14 protein-coding genes and 1 tRNA gene are annotated in these 18,894 nt (G+C 65.7%); 7 read left to right on the forward strand and 8 right to left on the reverse strand.

Annotated elements, in window-relative coordinates:
* Positions 1-28: 28 nt before the first annotated feature.
* The 4 genes from AC3WUM_RS12375 to AC3WUM_RS12390 all read left to right on the forward strand — a co-directional run bounded on the left by AC3WUM_RS12375 (position 29) and on the right by AC3WUM_RS12390 (position 6,311).
* Positions 29-2,569, forward strand: coding sequence for an Ig-like domain-containing protein (locus tag AC3WUM_RS12375; RefSeq protein ID WP_492410619.1), 2,541 nt, complete (start codon positions 29-31; stop codon positions 2,567-2,569).
* Between the two features lie 46 nt (positions 2,570-2,615).
* On the forward strand, positions 2,616-3,431 hold the full coding sequence (locus AC3WUM_RS12380) for a hypothetical protein (RefSeq protein WP_492410620.1): 816 nt from the start codon (positions 2,616-2,618) through the stop codon (positions 3,429-3,431).
* Between the two features lie 63 nt (positions 3,432-3,494).
* Positions 3,495-4,838, forward strand: coding sequence for a hypothetical protein (locus AC3WUM_RS12385; RefSeq protein WP_492410621.1), 1,344 nt, complete (start codon positions 3,495-3,497; stop codon positions 4,836-4,838).
* Between the two features lie 156 nt (positions 4,839-4,994).
* Entirely contained in the window at positions 4,995-6,311 is a 1,317-nt protein-coding gene (locus AC3WUM_RS12390; RefSeq protein WP_492410622.1) for an alkaline phosphatase PhoX, read from the forward strand.
* Between the two features lie 24 nt (positions 6,312-6,335).
* On the opposite strand, the gene AC3WUM_RS12395 is transcribed toward AC3WUM_RS12390, so the two are convergent.
* From AC3WUM_RS12395 to AC3WUM_RS12405, 3 genes are all read right to left on the reverse strand, one after another.
* Positions 6,336-7,991 (reverse strand): alkaline phosphatase D family protein, encoded by a 1,656-nt coding sequence (locus AC3WUM_RS12395; protein WP_492410623.1) that lies wholly within the window; start codon positions 7,989-7,991, stop codon positions 6,336-6,338.
* A gap of 91 nt (positions 7,992-8,082) precedes the next feature.
* A complete protein-coding gene (locus AC3WUM_RS12400) occupies positions 8,083-8,514 on the reverse strand; it encodes a hypothetical protein (RefSeq protein WP_492410624.1) in 432 nt (143 codons plus the stop codon).
* Between the two features lie 319 nt (positions 8,515-8,833).
* Positions 8,834-8,910: transfer RNA gene (locus AC3WUM_RS12405), tRNA-Val, on the reverse strand.
* Between the two features lie 122 nt (positions 8,911-9,032).
* Between AC3WUM_RS12405 and AC3WUM_RS12410 the strand changes: the two genes are divergently transcribed.
* Entirely contained in the window at positions 9,033-10,286 is a 1,254-nt protein-coding gene (locus AC3WUM_RS12410; RefSeq protein WP_492410625.1) for a putative Na+/H+ antiporter, read from the forward strand.
* A 39-nt stretch (positions 10,287-10,325) separates the two neighbouring features.
* Here AC3WUM_RS12410 and AC3WUM_RS12415 read toward each other — a convergent pair whose 3' ends face one another.
* The gene (locus AC3WUM_RS12415) at positions 10,326-10,967 is read right to left on the reverse strand and encodes a LuxR C-terminal-related transcriptional regulator (RefSeq protein ID WP_492410626.1); all 642 of its coding nucleotides are present in this window, start codon (positions 10,965-10,967) and stop codon (positions 10,326-10,328) included.
* The gene (locus AC3WUM_RS12420; RefSeq protein WP_492410627.1) at positions 10,960-12,399 is read right to left on the reverse strand and encodes an ATP-binding protein; all 1,440 of its coding nucleotides are present in this window, start codon (positions 12,397-12,399) and stop codon (positions 10,960-10,962) included. Before AC3WUM_RS12420 ends, AC3WUM_RS12415 begins: the two co-directional genes overlap by 8 nt.
* 203 nt (positions 12,400-12,602) lie before the next feature.
* On the opposite strand from AC3WUM_RS12420, the gene AC3WUM_RS12425 reads away from it, so the two are divergent.
* On the forward strand, positions 12,603-13,511 hold the full coding sequence (locus tag AC3WUM_RS12425; protein WP_492410628.1) for a bestrophin family protein: 909 nt from the start codon (positions 12,603-12,605) through the stop codon (positions 13,509-13,511).
* 22 nt (positions 13,512-13,533) lie between these two features.
* Positions 13,534-14,496 (forward strand): universal stress protein, encoded by a 963-nt coding sequence (locus tag AC3WUM_RS12430; protein WP_492410629.1) that lies wholly within the window; start codon positions 13,534-13,536, stop codon positions 14,494-14,496.
* A gap of 15 nt (positions 14,497-14,511) precedes the next feature.
* Here the strand turns inward: AC3WUM_RS12430 and AC3WUM_RS12435 are convergent, their stop codons facing one another.
* The 3 genes from AC3WUM_RS12435 to AC3WUM_RS12445 all read right to left on the reverse strand — a co-directional run bounded on the left by AC3WUM_RS12435 (position 14,512) and on the right by AC3WUM_RS12445 (position 18,883).
* Complete coding sequence (locus AC3WUM_RS12435; RefSeq protein WP_492410630.1) at positions 14,512-15,411, reverse strand: ketopantoate reductase family protein; 900 nt, start codon at positions 15,409-15,411, stop codon at positions 14,512-14,514.
* 16 nt (positions 15,412-15,427) lie between these two features.
* A complete protein-coding gene (uvrB, locus tag AC3WUM_RS12440) occupies positions 15,428-17,434 on the reverse strand; it encodes an excinuclease ABC subunit UvrB (protein ID WP_492410793.1) in 2,007 nt (668 codons plus the stop codon).
* Positions 17,435-17,569: 135 nt separating this feature from the next.
* Positions 17,570-18,883, reverse strand: coding sequence for a dicarboxylate/amino acid:cation symporter (locus AC3WUM_RS12445; RefSeq protein WP_492410631.1), 1,314 nt, complete (start codon positions 18,881-18,883; stop codon positions 17,570-17,572).
* Between the last annotated feature and the right edge of the window lie 11 nt (positions 18,884-18,894).

Here is an 18,894-nt window from a genome sequence, read left to right on the forward strand (position 1 = left end):
GGGCTATTTGTAGTGGGGGTTAACAGGGATGAATTCGTTTCGGTCTGCAATCCGCGGCTGGCTGGCCGCCGCGCTGCTGGGAATGCTCGCCGCCTGCGGTGGCGGAAACAGTGACGAAAGCTCCGGCGGCACGGAACTGCCGCCGCCGACGACGCCCACGCCTGCTCGCGTCGAGATCGAACAGACCGGCCTGTTGTTCACGGCCTCAGGCCAGACCCGGCAGCTCTCGGCCAGGGTCTTCGACGACAGCGGTGCCGAAATCGACGTCCCGGTCACCTGGACTTCTAGCGACACCAGCGACGTCGCCTTGGATGCGAACGGCCTGGCCCGGGCTGCGAGCGCGACAGGTTCCAGTCAGATCGTGGCATCGGCAGACGATGTCCAGTCCTTACCGCTGCTCGCCGTCGTGGCGGCGCCCGCCGCAGGCACGGTAGTCGTGGACGACACACAGATCGTCAGCGGCCCCGTCGAAACCGATCCCGGGGCCGAGCCGGACCTTGCCAATACCTACACGGTGGTCCTCGCCGGTAGCGAAGTACCGACTGTGGATACGCTGCTGATCGGCTCAGGCTCGATACCGGTCGCCGGGCGTGTCGTGGCGGCCGAAGCCGGAAGCGGCGGTGTGCTTGTCACGCTGAAACTCGTTCCTATCAACGAGTTGCTCCCGGAAGTCGATATCGACCAGACGCTCGATCTCGCGCACGTGCCTACCGAAATTGCGGCGGACGTTGCAGAGGAGTTCGCGGTCGCGAGCGATGGCGGCGGGATGCTGGTATTCACTGCGCGCGCCGCGACAGCTGCACCCATCGCGAAGGCCAGCTATCGCGTACCCAAGTTCCTGCAGAACTGCAAGGTGGATAGTGCGGGCTTCGATGACGACAACCCGCCGATGTCGTTTGACACGGCACCGAAGATCACAGTCGCGTTCAATCCCCGGTTCGAGATCACATTCAACTCTCGCGAACAGCGCCTGCTGCTCAAGGCCAGCCCTACCGTCGCTGCCGAGTTCGCGCCGACGATCACCGTCGCCTTCGAAGGCAACCTCACTTGCAAGGCCGAGCTGTTCTCGAAACGGATTCCGGTCGGCGGCTGGCTTTCGTTCTACGTCGGCGGCGTGATCCCGTTCGGCGTCGGCCTAGAGCTGGACGGCAAGCTCACGGTGGCCGAAGCCCAAATCGGCGTGAAAAGCCAAGTCGGCAACACACTCGAAACCGGACTGGCCTGCACGTTCTTCGACTGTGAATTCCGCCGCGAAATGAGCGAGTTCACGGTGACCCACGAACCCGTGCTCGACCTGCCGGGACTCGAAGACCTGCGCTTCGAACCCACCTTGCAGGTCTTCGGCTACGCCGAGGCGGCGATCGGCAACAGCAGCTTCAGGTCGCTGCGCTTCAGCCTGCTCGAAGCGCGCGCCGGCCCCGAACTCGCCGCCAGCTTCGCGCCGGCGATCACGCAGGCCCTCGACTACGGCTACCGGTCGGGCTACGAGCTGACGCTCGCCGCCAGTGCAAGACCCGGCGACGACATCGCCGATGTGCTCGAACTGCTGAGCCTGAATTCGCTGGCCCAGAGCCAGACCGAGATCGCCACCGACGCGCTCGCGTCTTCGCCGTCCGGCACGATGAGCGCCACGACCACCCGCTTCGTCGCCGGCGACACCGTCGGCTTCACCGTGACGCTGGACCAGACCAGCACGAAGTTCCTGGGGCTCTACAACATTTCCGAAGTGCTGCTCGTGCGCAAGCGTTCCGACACGAGTACCGAAATCGTCGCGCGCCGCAGCGCGGCCGAGAACGACCTCGTCTTCGACTTCAGCATCACCGCGAACAGCAGCGGTACAGCCGATGAGTTCTTCTCCTTCGCCGTCACCAAGCTGTTTGCAACCGACCTGCTTGCGCTGGAAATCGCGCAGGGGCCAGTACCCGCAGCCGCCGTGGTCCTGCAAAGACAAAGTGTGGGCTCCAGCTCGGGACTGACTTGCACGATCACGGAGGGGTGCGACCCCGCCATAAGCGAGACAAGAAACAGCCCGCCCGACGAATTCGCTCAAGAAGTGGTGGCGTCGTCTGCAAACTCTTATGGAGGGGCGGAGTCGTCAGGGCGCTCCGAGCTTTTGCTAGACCGCAATGACGGGACATTTGCCCGTGCCACATTGGCATGTAGCAGCGCTGGACAGAGAGGGTCCAAGGACGACTTCGGAGCAAGCAACGACTCTTACTCGATCATGGATTTCCGCGTTGAAACCAACACGCCTTACCGCATCGAGATCACGCAGGCGGAGGCCAATGTCAGCGGCGACGCAACGACGGAACAGGATCAAGCGTTGGCGTCTTTCAGACTCGGAAGCCCCACCGGGGCCGGTGGCGAAATCTATCAAAGCACAAAAGGCAACGTCGTCCTCGACGGTCCCTGGACGGAGGAATCTGGGCTCAGTAGCGGAGTTCTCCCACAGGGCAGCTACCAAATCCGGTTCGATTGCAATTTAACGGTGTGGGAAAACATTTGGCGTGAAGGGAACGCATCAGCAGGAGCGCGGGGCCAAGCTACATTGTTCCTGGGCGCGCCGTAGGCCGTTTGGCTTAGACGATACATTCGTGAACCATGGAGAACCCGGTATGAACATGAAATGGATGAAGGTTCTGATTGCCGTCGCCACCCTGGCATCGTGCGCCTGGGCGCTGCCCGGATACGCCGCGCCAGGCTGGGACATCGTCGGCCTCAAGCTCGGCATGACCGAGGCTGAAGTCAAAGCAGCGTTCCAGGCCTACGATCCCAAGGGCAAGATCATCGCCAGCAATGCATCCATTCCGTATAGCGACGAGGTCAATCAGTTCAAGACGCCGGCGTTCCTCAGCAGCATGGAGCTGCGCGTCACGCGCAAGTCCATCCAGACGCCGCTGAAAGTGTGGTTCTCGGGTCCCGCCGGAGAGACGCGCGCGATTGCCATCCTGCGGACGGAACACAACATACCCGACGCGCCGCCGGGAGCACAGTTCCTGCAATCCCTGACGGCAAAGTACGGCCAGCCCTCGACAACAGACGGCTCGAACACGCCGATCTGGGAAGAGCAGGGCAAACCTTCCTGCATCTGGGTGAAGTACGGCGAGGGCTCCCCCAAGACCGTCAACCACAATCCGTTTTCATCAAACCTCGAGAACAAGGGCAATTTCGCCCAGGCCGTGGCCGAACTCGAAAAATGGCAACAAGGAGCAGGCTCCACCAAAGCCGTGTTTTCTGGCGACCTGACGAGCTGCGGCGCATTCCTTTATTACCACGGGACCAACAACAACCCCGCTACCTGGTTCAAGGCTGCGATGTTCGACGTGGGGGCCATCGTGGCCGCGCAGCATGCAAGAAACGCTTGGGTAGACAAACTGGAAACCGAGGCCATCCGCAAGCGCGAAGGCCAAGCCCAGACGCCCAGACTCTAATAGCAACTTGTCAGGCCCAACGCAGCGCACTCTGCTCTTCGACACACAACAAGCAGAACATTTATGAAATGGCGAACGTCGATGCTTGCGCTGTCCCTCTGCACGCCGGCCCTCGCGCAGCAGCAACAGGACACGTCCTGGCTGCGCGACATGCCCACGGTCACGGATGTCACCAAGGGAATCCAGGGCGCCGGTCCCGCGCAGACTCTGGGCCGGCAGTGCGCAGCACTGGAACGGCTCTGGCGCGGACGCGACTTTCCCGCCGCCTACATGTTCAATCCGACGCCGGCGATGAAGGCCCTGCAGGCCGACTACCAGAAGGGCATCGGCGAACTCCGGCAGCGCTACGAGAGTAGCGTCAAGGCACTGGACACCGAGGACAACAAGCGGGAATGGAACCGCATGTGCAGCAACGCCAGGAGCGGCATCCACCCCGTGACAGGCAAGCGGGACAAGGCATTTCCTGCGCTCGACGAACCGGTCAGCGACGCGGAATGGCTGGCGCTCCTGAAGCCAGCGGCACGTGCCGCCGTCGATCGAGAGCGCGCATCGCGGGGACAGGCCACTCGACGGCAGCAGGCAGCCCTGGGGGCGGCGAATCTCAGAGCCGAAGAACGGCTTCAGCAGGATCGCCAGCAGGCGATGCGACTCGCGGGCCTTGCCGCCGGCCTGCTGCTGTTCGCCTTGGCCGGCTTCGCCTGGATGACAGGCGCGCTCGCGCGAACGACATGGAAGCCATCACCGGATGGCCGGCAGTTGCGTGTGCGCAGCAAACTCTGGGACGTGAAAACTACCGGCGGTGTCGTGCTCAGTGCACGCAAGGATCTCGAAACCATCGTCTCCGGCAGCGGCGGTGGCGGACCGAACAATGCTCCGGTCACCGTCTCGATCTCTTCACGCACGGTCGTCCACTGGGACATCCGGCTCGATTGCGGCGATGGCCAGCAGCAAAGTGTGCGCCTGCGCAACTGGAACATCAGCGTCGAGCCCGGCGACCGGCTGCATCTTTTCCGGGCGTCGCGCAAACGCATCCAGACCCCCTACCTGCTGATCTGCAATCGCAGCACCGGCGAGTACTGGTACAACGGCGATTCCCTGCATCCGCATCTGGTGCCAGCTCGCGCAGGCCGTGCCCTGCTGCTGGTCCTCGCAACAGCCGCGGCGCTCGGGTTCGTCGCCTTCGCAGTCTTCTCGGTCATGGGCTTTCTCACCGCGCCATCCGGCATGGGGAGCTACGAGGACGACTACATGAGGCTCACCGTCGTAGCGACAGCGGGAACCGCCATCGCGACCTGCGTAGTCGGCTTCCTCTGGATGCGGCGCTGCGGCAAGAAAGCCCAGCGATGCATTGATGAAATCATCGCGTGGCTCAGAAACCTGCCGCAGCCCGCCATCAACACGAACTGACGACCGCCACCCACCCCAGAAGCCTGTCGCGGCAGGCTCGCCGTGGACGATTCCAGGCGATGCTCTTGCGCATACCAGACTGATTCGTCACGCCAGCGACATCGGCCTTGCCTATCATCGGCGGCTGATCCGCTTTTCTTTTCCGAGCCAGGCCTCATGCCCAAGCCATCGAACTTCCGGCGCAGCCAGCGCCGCGGTCTCACGCGCCGCGAAATATTGCAGTCCAGCTTCATGGGTTTAGGGCTCATGAGCATTGGCGGCGGTCTGGTCGGCTGCGGCAGTAGCGGCACACGGGACGGCGAAGGCGGCGGCAGCGTCACTCCGATCAAGGGCCGGCTCGATTTTCCCGAACTCGACCCCACGCCCGACGAGAACGGCCTGCTGATTCCGAAGGGCTTCAAGAGCCGCGTGATCGCGCGGGCCAATGAGGTCGTCGGCAGCACCGGCTTTCGCTGGCATACCGACCCGGACGGCGCGGCCGTGTTCGCGGCCCCGGACGGCGGCTGGGTCTACGCGAGCAATCGCGAGTTCCTGCCCGGCGGGGTCGATGCGATCCGCTTCGATGCCCGCGGCGAGATCGTCTCGGCCTACAACATCCTGCCGGGCCTGCTCACGCGCCTGAACTGCGGTGGCGGCGTGACGCCCTGGGGCACCTGGCTGTCGGGCGAGGAATACGATCTCGGTGTGGTCTGGGAGTGCGATCCGTTCGACACCACCGGCCGCAACGTCACGCGCTGGAGCGGACTCGGCACCTTCTATCACGAGGCGGTGGCGGTCGATGACAGCACCAACGTCTTCTACGAAACCGAGGATCGTCCCGACGGCCGCTTCTACCGCTTCGTCCCGGACACCGCCAACGTCGGCGGCCGGCCGAGCGAAACCGGCAAGCTGCAGGCCCTGCGCGTGATCACCACGGACGACATCAACCTCGAGAGCGCGCGCGGCCCCTGGCCGGTGGACTGGCACGACATCCCGAACCCGAATCCGGGCCTGCTCGGCAGCGTGCTGCAGCAGCAGACGCGCTACCAGGTCGAGCAGACCACCGCGTTCAACGGCGGCGAAGGCATCTGGTACCAGGCCGGCATGGTCTATTTCACGACCAAGGGCGACCGCCGCGTCTGGGCGCTCGACATCGCCGCCCAGACCATCGAAGTGCTCTACGACGACGCCTGGCACCAGCCCAATCCGATCCTCGATTCGGTCGACAACGTCGTGATGACGCCGGGCGGGGACATCATCGTGGTCGAGGACAAGGGCGATCCGAACCAGCAGGCCGTCGCGATCAAGGCCGACGGCAGCATCGCGGCGATGATCCAGCTCGTCGGCCACATGGGCTCGGAAGTCACCGGCCCGGCGTTCTCGCCGGACGGCCGCTTCTTCTATTTCAGCTCGCAGCGCGGCCCGGGCGACGGCAATGGCGTCGGCACCGCCGGCATCACCTACGCGGTCGAAGGGCCCTGGTTCACGGTCTGATCGCCACCCCGCGTGGGCGTCCGATCAGGGCGCCGGCGCAGGAGACCCGGCGATCGCCTCGGTCGGCGCGCTCGCGGCGACGAGCCGCGAACGGCCGCTCGCGACCGAAAACGCACGATCGAGCGACTGCTCGTCGCTGCGCGTCGTCACCCTCGGCACCATCCAGAACTCGGCCTGCAGGCGCGCGGGCGTCAGGTCGAGCAGCAGGTAGCCGTTGTGGATGTTCTCGTAGTACTTCAGGTGCGGATTGCTGAGCCGCAGCAGCTGCTCGGCATTGGTCGCCAGGCCGTCGAGCACCGACGTCAGCCCGCCGCCGCTGTCCGGATCGCCACGCGAGGTGATCGAGGTGGCGACGAATTCCACCGCCACGGCGCCCGCGCCGGTCAGCGCGGCGTAGCCGGGCCCGTTCGGGTCGGCGGTGACCTCGAACGCATAGGCTTCGTGCGCATCGCCGGTCAGGAAAACGAGGTTCTGCCGGCCGGCCAGCTGCGCGAGCAGCCGATCGCGCGCCGGGGCGTAGCCGTCCCACTTGTCGTTCGACAGGTACAGGCCGCCACCCGCCGCACGCGGAACCCCGAGCAGCTTGAGCGGCGAGAAATACACCTGGTTGCCGATCAGCTGCCAGGTCGCGGTGCGCGCCGGCTCGTTCGCCGCGAACCAGGCCTCCTGTGCCTCGCCGAGCAGCTGGCGCCCCGGCTCGACGAACTCGCCGCTCTGCGTGAACACCGGCACCGCATCCTGGAACAGCGTGTTCGGCGGCAGCTGGCGGTCGCGGCCGATGTGGCGCGTGTCGAGCATCGTCAGGTCGGCCAGATCGCCGAACTTGAAGGCACGGTAGACGCGCATCGGATCGGCGGCATCGGGCGCCCGGATCGGCAGCCATTCGAAAGCGGCTTGCGCTGCGGCGAGCCGGCGCGCCGCGTAATCGCCGAGCGCCGGATCGTGGCTTTCGGCACCGCCTTTCCAGGCGTTGTTGCAGATTTCGTGATCGTCCCAGACCCAGATCATCGGGTGCTGGCGGTGCAGTTCCTGCAAATCCTCGTCGGCGCGGTATTGCGCGTAGCGCTGGCGATAGTCGGCGAGCGTGAGGATTTCGCGCGGCGGCTCGTGCGGGCGCACACGATCGGTCGCCCCGTTCTCGTAGATGTAGTCGCCCAGGTGCACGACGGCCTGCAGATCGTGGCGCTCGGCCACGCGGCGGTAGGCGTGGAAATAGCCAGCGACGTAGTTCGAGCAGGTGACGAAGGCCAGCCGCAGCCGCTCGACCGTCGCGCCGGCCTCCGGAGCCGTGCGCGTACGCCCGATCGGCGAGGTCTGGCTCGCCGAAACGAAGCGGTAGTAGTACGCGGTGCCCGGGCGCAGGCCGACGAGGTCGAGCTTGATCGTGTAATCGGACACGGCGTCGGCCAGCGCCGTGCCTTGCGCGGCGAGGCTCGCGAACGACGGATCGGTCGAGACCTCGTAGCGAATCCAGGCTCGCGTCGCTGCGCCCGAAACCGGCAGCGCGCGCGTCCACAAAATGACCGCATCGGGCAGCGGATCGCCGCTCGCGACGCCGTGTGTGAACTGCGCTGCATCGAGGGTCGCGGTGGAGTCTGCGTCATCGCTGGCGCCGCAGGCGCTCAGCATCGGAAGCGAAACGGCGGCGAGCAGCAGCTCGCGTCGGGAGAAAGGCGGCATGGACGGCGCGAAGAAAAGGTCTTCGCGCAGTCTCGGAATCGCAGATCACCGGCTCGTGACAGCCCAGCTCATCAGCCCAGGTAAAAACAGCCTAGCTATCGGCAGGCTTCAAGTGCGGACGGCGGCGCTCGACACCATCCCAGGGCTGCTTGTTCGACAGGCGGGCGCGCTGCAGGCGCAGCGCACGGTCGGCCGCCTTCTCGCGCAGGCGCTGGGCCATGCTGGTGCCCTGGTCGGCCGGAATATCGGTCGACAGCAGCACCACGGCCGGACCGCCCGCCCCGTCGGCGAGCGAAACCAGCTGCCATTCGAGCGAATCGTCGAGCGCGGTTTCGAGATCGCCGCGGCGGAAATTGGTGATCGGCCATTCACGGACCAGATCGCTGTAGAGCAGCTGGCCGCCGACATAAACACCGAAGCGCTCGTAGACATCGAGCAAGGCGTGGACGAAAGCACGCCGCGGATGATCCGCATGCTTCTGCTGGCCCTTGCCGAGCAGACGCCAGGAAATGGAATCGAGCATCCCGAACCCCCTCATGACAATCGCCGGGCGGCGCCCTGTCGGCTCGCCACAGCGCCTGGAACTTTGGCAGATCGGTCCTGAACCGATCCTCACGCGTCCCAGGCCTCGCATTCTGGCCTGCCCCTTCAACGGACGCATGTCGGAAAACTTTACCTTCGGGCCGGCCGACACCCGGCCATTCTGCCGGAGCCGGCGGCTCGGCGCGCGAGCGCGACGCCGAACGGTGCGAGCGCGCTCGACCGCACGACACGAATGACCGGCCAGGAGAAGTGATGGATTGCGTCGATCTACCAACCCGCGAGTCGTCGACTCATCGAATTGGTAGGCGCGAGAGGACTCGAACCTCCGACCCCTACCATGTCAAGGTAGTGCTCTAACCAGCTGAGCTACGCGCCTGCTGAAACTACTGGAGAACCTGCTGCGAAACTGCAGGGGCGCGAAAGATACAAGGCCGCGCCGGCAGACGCAAGCACTGTGGAATAATCAATCGCCCCTCATTCACGCCAAGGCCGAGACTGATGAACCCCAGCCTCCCCGAGATCGTCGGCACCGCTTTGTTCGCCGTCGCCATCCTGCACACTTTCATGGCTTCCAGATTCGAGAAGCTCGCGGAGCGCAATCCGGCCAATGCGGGGATCTGGCATCTGCTCGGCGAGGTGGAGGCGGTGTTCGGTTTCTGGGCCCTCGTCTTCACGCTGTTCCTGGTTCTGTACACGGGTGCCGAATCGGCCACGCACTATCTCGAAGGCCTCAATTACACCGAGGCGATGTTCGTCTTCGTGATCATGGTGATCGCGGCGAGCCGTCCGATTCTGGTGGCGGCCGGAGCGCTCGTGCGCATGCTGTCGTTCGTGCTGCCGATGCCCACGAACGTGGCGACCTATTTCATGCTGTTGTCCGTGGTGCCCTTGCTCGGCTCCTTCATCACCGAGCCCGCGGCGATGACGCTGGCGGCCCTGATGCTGCGTGACCAGATCTATTCGCAGCCGGTTTCGGCGCGACTGAAATACGCCACGCTCGGCGTGCTGTTCGTCAACGTCTCGATCGGCGGAACGCTGACGCCCTACGCGGCGCCGCCGGTCCTCATGGTGGCGGGCACCTGGGGATGGGACATCACGCACATGATGAGCACCTTCGGCTGGAAGGCGGCGATCGCCGTCATCGTCAACGCCTCCGTCGCCACGCTGCTGTTCCGCAGCGAGCTGCGGGGCCTGCCATTGGCCGGCAGGCCCGGAGCGCGGGTACCGGTGCTGCTGATCATCGTGCATCTGGCATTCCTGGCCGGCGTCGTGGTGTTCGCCCATCACCCGACGGTGTTCATCGCCATGTTCCTGTTCTTTCTCGGCGTGGCGGACGCCTACGAACGCCACAACGACCGGCTGATGCTGCGCGAAGGTCTGCTCGTCGCGTTCTTCCTCGCCGGCCTGGTCACGCTCGGAGCCCAGCAGCGCTGGTGGCTGCAGGATATGTTGACCGGCCTGGATCCGACCGTGCTGTTCTTCGGCGCGACCGCGCTGACCGCGATCACCGACAACGCCGCGCTGACCTACCTGGGCTCGCTCGTGCAAGGCATCGACGATGCCTTCAAGTACGCGCTGGTCGCCGGCGCGGTGACCGGCGGCGGCCTCACGGTGATCGCCAACGCGCCGAATCCGGCGGGCTTCTCGATCCTCAAGGATCACTTCGATGGCGGCGCGATCAGCGCGGGCGGGCTGTTCGTCGCCGCGCTCGGCCCCACCCTCGTTACGATCGTTGCGTTTCTGCTGCTCTAGCCCGCATTTCTCGCAGGTCGCCGGATAAATGCGGGCCAGCTACAGCAGATCGCGGTAGCGCTGGATCACCACGAGCACGAGCTGGCTGCGCGAGCGCACGTCGAGCTTGTTGAACAGCTGCTGGAAGATCGCCTTCACCGCGCTCTCGGAGCTGCCGAGCTGCCGCGCGATGAGCTTGTTCGACAGCCCCTGCAGCAGGCCGCGCAGCACCGCGCGCTCGCGCTCGGTGAAGCTCACGCGGTCCGGCTGCGAACTCGTCGCCACGATCGCCTGCAGATAACGCTGCTCGATCAGCACGCGTCCTAGCGCGACCGCGTGGATGCTGTTCTTGAGTTCGTCCGGCGAGACCTCCTTGCGGCAGATGCCCGAGACGCCGAGGCGGATCAGCTCGAGCGCGTCGCGCTCGGGCAGGCCCGCGGTGACCACGAGCACCGCGCTGTTGCGCGCGGCCGGGCGCTGGCGCATGAAATCGAGCGCAGAGTGCTCGCCGAGTTCGTGATCCAGGATCACCACGTCGGGCTTGAGGGTCTCGATCTCGCTGAGCGCCTGCGCGAGCGTGCCGGACTGGCCGACGACGACGAAGCGCGCGTCCGCAGTGAGCAGGCGCAGCAGGCCCTCGCGGAACAACGTGTGATCGTCGAGCAGGTAGAGCCGGATCGGGTCGAAGATCGAATCACCCATTCGCGGCCCCGATTTCGATCGCCGGCTCCTGCGCGAGCGGCAGATGCAGCTCGAAGCAACCTCCCGGACCACCCGCGACATAGCGCAGCTGGCCATCCTGGTTGTGCATGAGCGCACGCGAGATGTAGAGGCCCAGGCCCGAACCGTCGGCGCCGGTGCGGAACGGCTGGAACAGATGCTCGGGCTCGGCGACGCCGGGGCCGGAATCACGCACGCTCAGTACGGCGCGACCGCTTTCGAGCCGTGCGCTGAGCTCGAGCTGGCGCCGCGGCTGCGCGGAAACCGCGCGCAAGGCGTTCTGCGCCAGATTCAGCAGCACCTGCAGCAGGGCGTGGCGATCACAGCGCACAGGCGGGAAATCGTGCGGAACCCGGCTGATCACTTCGCCGTCGATATCCGCCCAGTCGGGACCGACGATGACGTCGAGCTCGGTGCAGAGCGTCTGTAGCGAAGTGGCGCTGATGCTCGGCTTGGACTGCTTGCGCAGATCGAACGAGGCGAGCTCGAGCAGCGCGGCGACGAGGCTGCGCAAGGCGGCCAGGTCCGGATCGTGCTGCATGGCCTGATGACGCGCGAGATTCGAGCTCACCACGCTCGCGGCCGAGCACAGGTTGCGAATCTCGTGCGAAACCGCGCCCGCGAGCAAGCGGTTGTACTTGAGCAGATCCTGGAAATGCGCGTGCTCGCGCTCGCGCACTTCTTCCGACGTATCGACGACGATCGCCGCGAGATTGCGCCCGCTGCGATCCGCGTAGACCGAGAACCAGGTGGTCGCCGGAAACGGGCTGCCGTCGACGCGCCGGCCCCAGGTCGAGGTCGAGGTGCGCATGTCGTCGAGGTTCGCGCTCATCGACAGGGCATCGTCGAGCACGGGCAGGAACTCGCGCACCGGCAGGCCGATCAGGGTCGCGTTCTCGGGCAAGTCGAGCATCTCCTGGGTCGCGCGGTTGGCGGCCAGGATACGGCCATCGTTGCCGACGGTCAGGATCGCCGCCGGGCTGCTGTCGGCGAGCAGGCGCAGCTGGCGTTCGGCGCGCCGGCGCAGCCATTGCTCGGCGCGCAGGCGCGCGTAATGGCCGAGCACCACGCGCCGCGTGCGGCTGATCTCGGCCACCAGCAGGCCGCACCCGGAGTAGGCCACCGTCGCCATCGAAAAACGCAGCGCCTGCTCGAGCATCAGTTCATGCGTGACGAACAGGCCGCGCAGACCGGCGCAGGCGATCGCCGCGAGCAAAATCTGCGAGCGCGACAGCACGGTCGCGGCGAACACCACGGGCAGGATGTAGAGCAGGCCCAGCGAAACGCTCAGTTGCGATTGCCATTCGGCGAACACCAGGCCGGCCAGCATCGCGGCCGAAATCCACAGCGTCGTGCGCTTGCTGAGCTTGACCACCTGCCCGCTGACCCTGAAGGGCAGTCTCAATCGTTCCATGCGCGTCGCTAGTTGGCTTCGGTTATTCGGGTAATGACCTGCGGTTCGGCGGCCAAGTTTCCAGGCTATCGAAAGATAGATTCCCCTTAACCGTTCGGACATGAACGAGCCGACGACGGATGGCGGATCGATAGGCAGACAGGGCGCTGCCGCATCGCTGTAATGAATCCAGGTTTCACCGTCCGATCTGGAGTGCTTTCCACATGATTCTGCGTGACAGCTTCCCGCTGAAGCGTCTATGGCCACGCACCTACAAGCGCCTGCTGGTGCTGCTCGCCTTCGATTGCGCGGTCGCCGGACTCTACGTGTTCTGGGACTGGCACTGGCTGTCGCTCGATGCCTTGCCGATCGGCACGCTCGGCTCTGCGCTGGCGATCTTCCTGGCGTTTCGTGCCAACGCGGCCTACGGCCGCTGGTGGGAGGCGCGCCAGCTCTGGGGCTCGCTCGTGAACACCTCGCGCGCCCTCGCCCGCCAGGCGCTCACGGCGCTCGATGTCGACCCGCACGATGGCGCGCAGAAGAAACTGCGCGACGACATCGTGATCCACCAGGTGGCCTTCGTGCATGCGCTGCGCTGCCATCTGCGCAAGCAGAATCCGCTGCCCGAACTGTACGGCCTGCTCGGCCCCGAGCGCGCCGACACGCTGCGGCTCTACAAGAACATTCCGAACGTGCTGACCTTGCGCATCGGCGAGCTGCTGCAGGAAGCCCGCCAGCGCGGAATGATCGACAGCATGCGCTGGACCGCGCTCGACGGCAGCCTGACCACGCTCGCGAACATCCAGGGCGCCTGCGAGCGCATCAAGAACACGCCGCTGCCGCGCCAGTTCAGCTTCCTGCCGAGCGTACTCGTCGACGCGTTCTGCTGGCTGGTTCCGCTCGGCCTGGTCGCCGGCCTCGGGCTCGTCACGCCAGTGGCTTCGACCTTGATCAGCTTCATCCTGATCGCGCTCGATGCCTCGAGCAGCGCGATCGAGGACCCATTCGAAAACACCGTCAACGACACGCCGATGACCGCCCTCTCGCGCGGCATCGAGCTCACGTTGCGCGAAATGATCAACCAGCGCCAGGCGCTGCCCGAAGTCACCGCCATCGACGGCTTCGTTTACTGATTTGCCAGCCAAGGAGAACGCCATGACCGCACTCAACGCGACCACCCAGCATCCATTTCCGCGACAGCTCGTCTTCGCGACCAATTTCTCCGAAGCCTGCCACGCCGCGATTCCGCTCGTCGCGCAGTGGGTCGATTCGCTGCAGGCCAGGCTCACGCTGCTGCACGTGCACGCCGCCGGAGCGCATCTGCAGGCGCGTCGCTCGCTCGATTCGTTCTTCGCCGAGGCCGCGCACTATCCGAACAGCGAACGCGTGCTGCGCAGCGGCAAGCCGGCCGAAGCGATCGCCGAATACTGCCGCAGCCAGCCCAATTCGCTGCTCGTGATGCCGCCGAGCACGCGGTCGAGCCTGCCGCGCCCGCTGCATTCCTCGCTGCGCGCGAAGGTGCTGCACGATGTGATCACGCCGATGCTCACGCTGCCGCACACCGACCGGATTCCGGAGCCGCCGAGCACCGGCGGCCACGTCGCCTGCTGGATCTCGGGCCAGGAAACGCGGCTCGATCACGTGCGCGAAGCCGCCGCGCTCGCGCGCCGGCGTGGCGCCGAACTGCATCTGCTGCACGCGCTGCCCGAGGTCAACGAAGGCATCCTGATCGACGCGCTGTACTCGGATCGCCCCCTGTCCGAAGCAGTGGCGAGCCAGCGCCTCGCCGACATCGCATCGCAGCTCGGGGACGACTTGCCGGTGCGTCTGCATGTCGGTACCGGCGAAGCCGAAAGCGTGCTCAGGAAACTGCTCAAGCGCACGCAGTCGAGCATTCTGGTCGTCGATCGCGCGGCAGTCATGCGCAAGCGCCTACTGCAGGCCTCGTTCAACAGCAAGCTCACCGACTCGCCCTGCCTGCTGATCTGCGTGCCTCCGCGCGAAAGCGAAGGCCGCGACCCGATGCTGCCGGCGCCGCAATCCTCGGTGTTCGGTTCCCGTCCACTGCCGGCGCGCAGGCTGCCGGGCATCACCCAGCAGAGTGCGCGCACACATTGAGCGCGCGCATCTCCCTCAGCGGCCCTCGCGCTCCTGCTCGAGCAGTTTCACGAGCCGATGCAGGGTGGCGTTGACGGGTGTGGCGATGCCGAAGGTTTCGCCGAGCCGCACGACGTAGCCGTTCAGGTGATCGATCTCGCTGCGCTTGTCGCGCGCGAGATCCTGGGCGGTCGACGAACGCTGGCCCGCCATGCTCACGCCGATGTCGAGCACGGCACCCCAGAGTGTCTCGTAAAGCACGATGCCGGCGGCGCCCGCGACCGCGAGGCACTCGTCGAATACCTGGCGCATCAGGCGCGTGACGCCTTCGCTTTCGAGCAGCTTGCCGTAGGGCTGGTTCGAGATCGCGGACAGTGCGTTCCAGGCGCAGTTGATGACGAGCTTGTTCCAGAGCGCTTCGACGACCTGCTCGGACACCTGTGTCGGAATCGCGGCCTGCGCGAGCAGCGCGGCGATTTCCTCGCTCACCGGCGAAGGACCGATCAGCAGTTCTCCGCGCCCGTGATGCACGACGTGCGCGGCGCCGGCCATCGCGGTCGCGACGTAGACGACCGCGGGCACGGCTTGGCGGCCGATCGCGGCAGACAGGCGCTGCGCATTGTCGACACCGTTCTGCAGACTCAGCACGAACGCATCGGGCGACAGATGCGGGGCGATCGCCTCGCCCGCGCCTTGCGTGTCACCGGACTTCACGCAGAACAGCACGAGCTGCGCCCCGTCGATGGCCGAAGCTTCGGTATCGGCCTGCAGGGACACCGCGCCGGTATACGCCGCCGATTCCAGCCACAGGCCCTTGCGTCGCACCTGCTCGACCAGCGCCGGCCGCCCGATCAGCACGACCTCGTGCCCGGCACGCGCAAGCAAGGCACCGAAGTAGCAGCCGACCGCACCGGCACCCATCACGGCGATCTTCATCGGCGAATCCGCCGCTTCAGATCGGGCTGACCAGCGCGGCCTCGCGCAGCCTGCGGATTTCGTCGCGCAGCTTGGCGGCCTTCTCGAATTCGAGATTGGTCGCCGCGGCCTTCATCTCCTTTTCGAGCTTGGCGATCCGCTTGCCGACGAGTTCCGGCGAGGCCAGCGATTCGTAGGCCTTCTTGGTCTCGGCGGCCTTGAGCGCCTTGATGTCGGCGACGCCATCCTCGTAGCCGAGGCGCATGACGTCGGCGATGCGCTTCTGCACGCCCTTGGGCGTGATGCCGTGCGCCTTGTTGTATTCCTGCTGCTTGGTGCGGCGGCGATCGGTTTCGTCGAGCGCCTTGCGCATCGAGCCGGTGATCGAATCGGCGTACAGGATCGCGCGGCCGTTGAGGTTGCGCGCGGCGCGGCCGATGGTCTGGATCAGCGAGCGCTCGCTGCGCAGGAAGCCTTCCTTGTCGGCATCGAGCACGGCGACCAGCGAGACTTCGGGCAGGTCGAGGCCTTCACGCAGCAGGTTGATGCCGACGAGCACGTCGAACACGCCCAGGCGCAGATCGCGAATGATCTCGGCGCGCTCGACGGTGTCGACGTCGCTATGCATGTAGCGCACCTTCACGCCGTTCTCGTGCAGATAATCGGTGAGGTCCTCGGCCATGCGTTTGGTCAGCACGGTGACGAGCACGCGCTCCTTGAGATCGGCGCGAATGCGGATCTCGCCGAGCACGTCGTCGACCTGGCTGCGCGCCGGGCGAATCTCGACGGGTGGATCGACCAGGCCCGTCGGCCGCACCACCTGCTCGACGATCGCCGAGCCCGAATGCTGCAACTCGTACGGTCCCGGCGTCGCGGAGACGTAGATCACCTGCGAAACCAGGTGCTCCCATTCCTCGAACCTGAGCGGACGGTTGTCCATCGCGCTCGGCAGGCGGAAGCCGTATTCGACGAGCGTTTCCTTGCGCGCCCGGTCGCCCTTGTACATCGCGCCGATCTGCGGAACCGTCACGTGCGATTCGTCGAGCACCACGACCGCATCGGGCGGCAGGTAGTCGAACAGGCAGGGCGGCGGCTCGCCGGGCCCGCGGCCCGACAGGTAGCGCGAATAGTTCTCGATGCCGTTGCAGTAACCGAGCTCCTGGATCATTTCGAGGTCGAACTGCGTGCGCTGCTCGAGGCGCTGCGCTTCGAGCAATTTGCCGTTGGCGCGGAAGTACTCGAGCCGCTGGCGCAACTCTTCCTTGATGTCGTCGAACATCGCGACCACGCGCTCGCGCGGCGTCACGTAATGGCTCTTCGGATAGATGGTGTAGCGCGGCACGCGCTGGCGGACTTCGCCGGTCAGCGGATCGAACAGGCTGATACTTTCGATCTCGTCGTCGAACAGCTCCACGCGCACGGCCTCGGCGTCGGATTCGGCCGGATGGATGTCGATGACGTCGCCGCGCACGCGATAGGTCGAGCGGTCGAGCGCCATTTCGTTGCGCGTGTACTGCATCGTCGTCAGCGTGCGGATCAGGTCGCGCTGGCTGACGCGGTCACCCTTGACGAGGTGCAGCACCATCTTGAAATAGCTCTCGGGGTCGCCGAGGCCGTAGATGGCCGATACCGAGCAGACGATGATCGCGTCGCGGCGCTCCATGAGCGCCTTGGTCGCCGACAGCCGCATCTGCTCGATGTGGTCGTTCACCGAGCTGTCCTTCTCGATGAAGGTGTCGGTGCTCGGCACGTAGGCTTCGGGCTGGTAGTAGTCGTAGTAGCTGACGAAGTACTCGACCGAGTTGTTCGGGAAGAATTCCTTGAACTCGCCGTAGAGCTGGGCCGCGAGCGTCTTGTTGGGCGCCATGACCAGGCACGGACGCTGCACCTTCGAGATCACGTTGGCGATGCTGAAGGTCTTGCCCGAGCCGGTCACGCCGAGCAGGGTCTGGTGGGCGACGCCGGCCTCGAGGTTGTCGACCATCGAGGTGATGGCGGTGGGCTGGTCGCCCGCGGGTGCCCAGTCCGCCGCGAGCTTGAACATCTCCTCGCGACGATGCTTGAGCCGGCGGTCCTTGAGTTCGTCTCTGGGGGCTTCTTTCATCCCCTCACGATGCGCCCGGACCGCCGGTTTTTCAATGCGCGACGGCGCGCGATCTCTCGTCCAGCGCGTTCAGCTTCAGGCCGAGGTCTGCGCCTCGTTCAGGGTTTCGACGGTCGACGCCGGGCCGGCCGCGAGTTCACGGTGCAGCGCGCCCTTGTCGAGCTCCTTTTCCCAGTTGGCGACGACGATGGTCGCCACGCCGTTGCCGATGATGTTGGTGATCGCGCGCGCCTCGCTCATGAAGCGGTCGACGCCGAGGATCAGCGCAAGGCCCGCGACCGGCACCGAAGGCACCACGGCCAGCGTCGCCGCGAGCGTGATGAAACCCGCGCCGGTCACGCCCGAGGCGCCCTTCGAGGTCAGCATCGCCACCGCGAGCAGGGTGATCTCCTGCGTCAGCGTGAGTTCCACGTTGAGCGCCTGGGCGACGAAGATCGCGGCCATCGTCAGGTAGATGTTGGTGCCGTCGAGGTTGAACGAATAACCGCTCGGCACGACGAGGCCGACCACGCCCTTGGAGCAGCCCAGGCGTTCGAGCTTCTGCATCAGCGGAACCAGCGCCGATTCCGACGACGAGGTGCCGAGCACCAGCAGCAGCTCCTCGCGGATGTAGGCCAGGAACTTGAGGATCGAAAAACCGGTGAACTTGGCGATCGCGCCGAGCACGATCAGCACGAACAGCGCGCAAGTCAGGTAGAAGCTGCCCATGAGCTTCATGAGCGGGCCGAGGCTGTCGATGCCGTACTTGCCGATCGTGAAGGCCATCGCGCCGCCCGCGCCGATCGGGGCGAGCTTCATGACCATGCCGATCATGCGGAAGAAGATCTGCGAGGCCGCTTCGAAGAACGTCATGACCGGCTTGGCCTTGTCGCCGATCGCCATCATCGCGAAGCCGAACATGACCGCGAGCAGCAACACCTGCAGCAGGTCACCATTGCCCGTGAACGCGTCGGTGAAGGTCTTGGGAATGATGTGCAGCAGGAACTGCACGGTGCCCTGCTCGTGCGCGGCCTGCGCGTACTTGGCGACCGCGCCCGCATCGAGCGTCGCCGGGTCGGCGTTGAAGCCGGCGCCGGGTTTGAGCAGGTTGACGACGATCAGGCCAATGGCCAGCGCGAAGGTCGACACCACTTCGAAATAAAGGATCGCCTTGGCGCCGACGCGGCCCACTTTCTTGACGTCCGACACGCCGGCGATGCCGAGCACCACGGTCAGGAAGATCACCGGCGCGATCAGCATCTTCACGAGCGCGATGAAGGCGTCGCCGAGCGGCTTGAGCGCCACGCCGACGTCCGGGGCGAAATGGCCGATGCAGGCGCCAAGGACGATCGCCGCCAGCACCAGCAGGTAGAACCGCGACCCTGAACCCTTCTTCGAATGCTCTTGCATGATCTCGACTC

This window comes from Hydrocarboniphaga sp. FW305-C-57 (assembly GCF_058783045.1).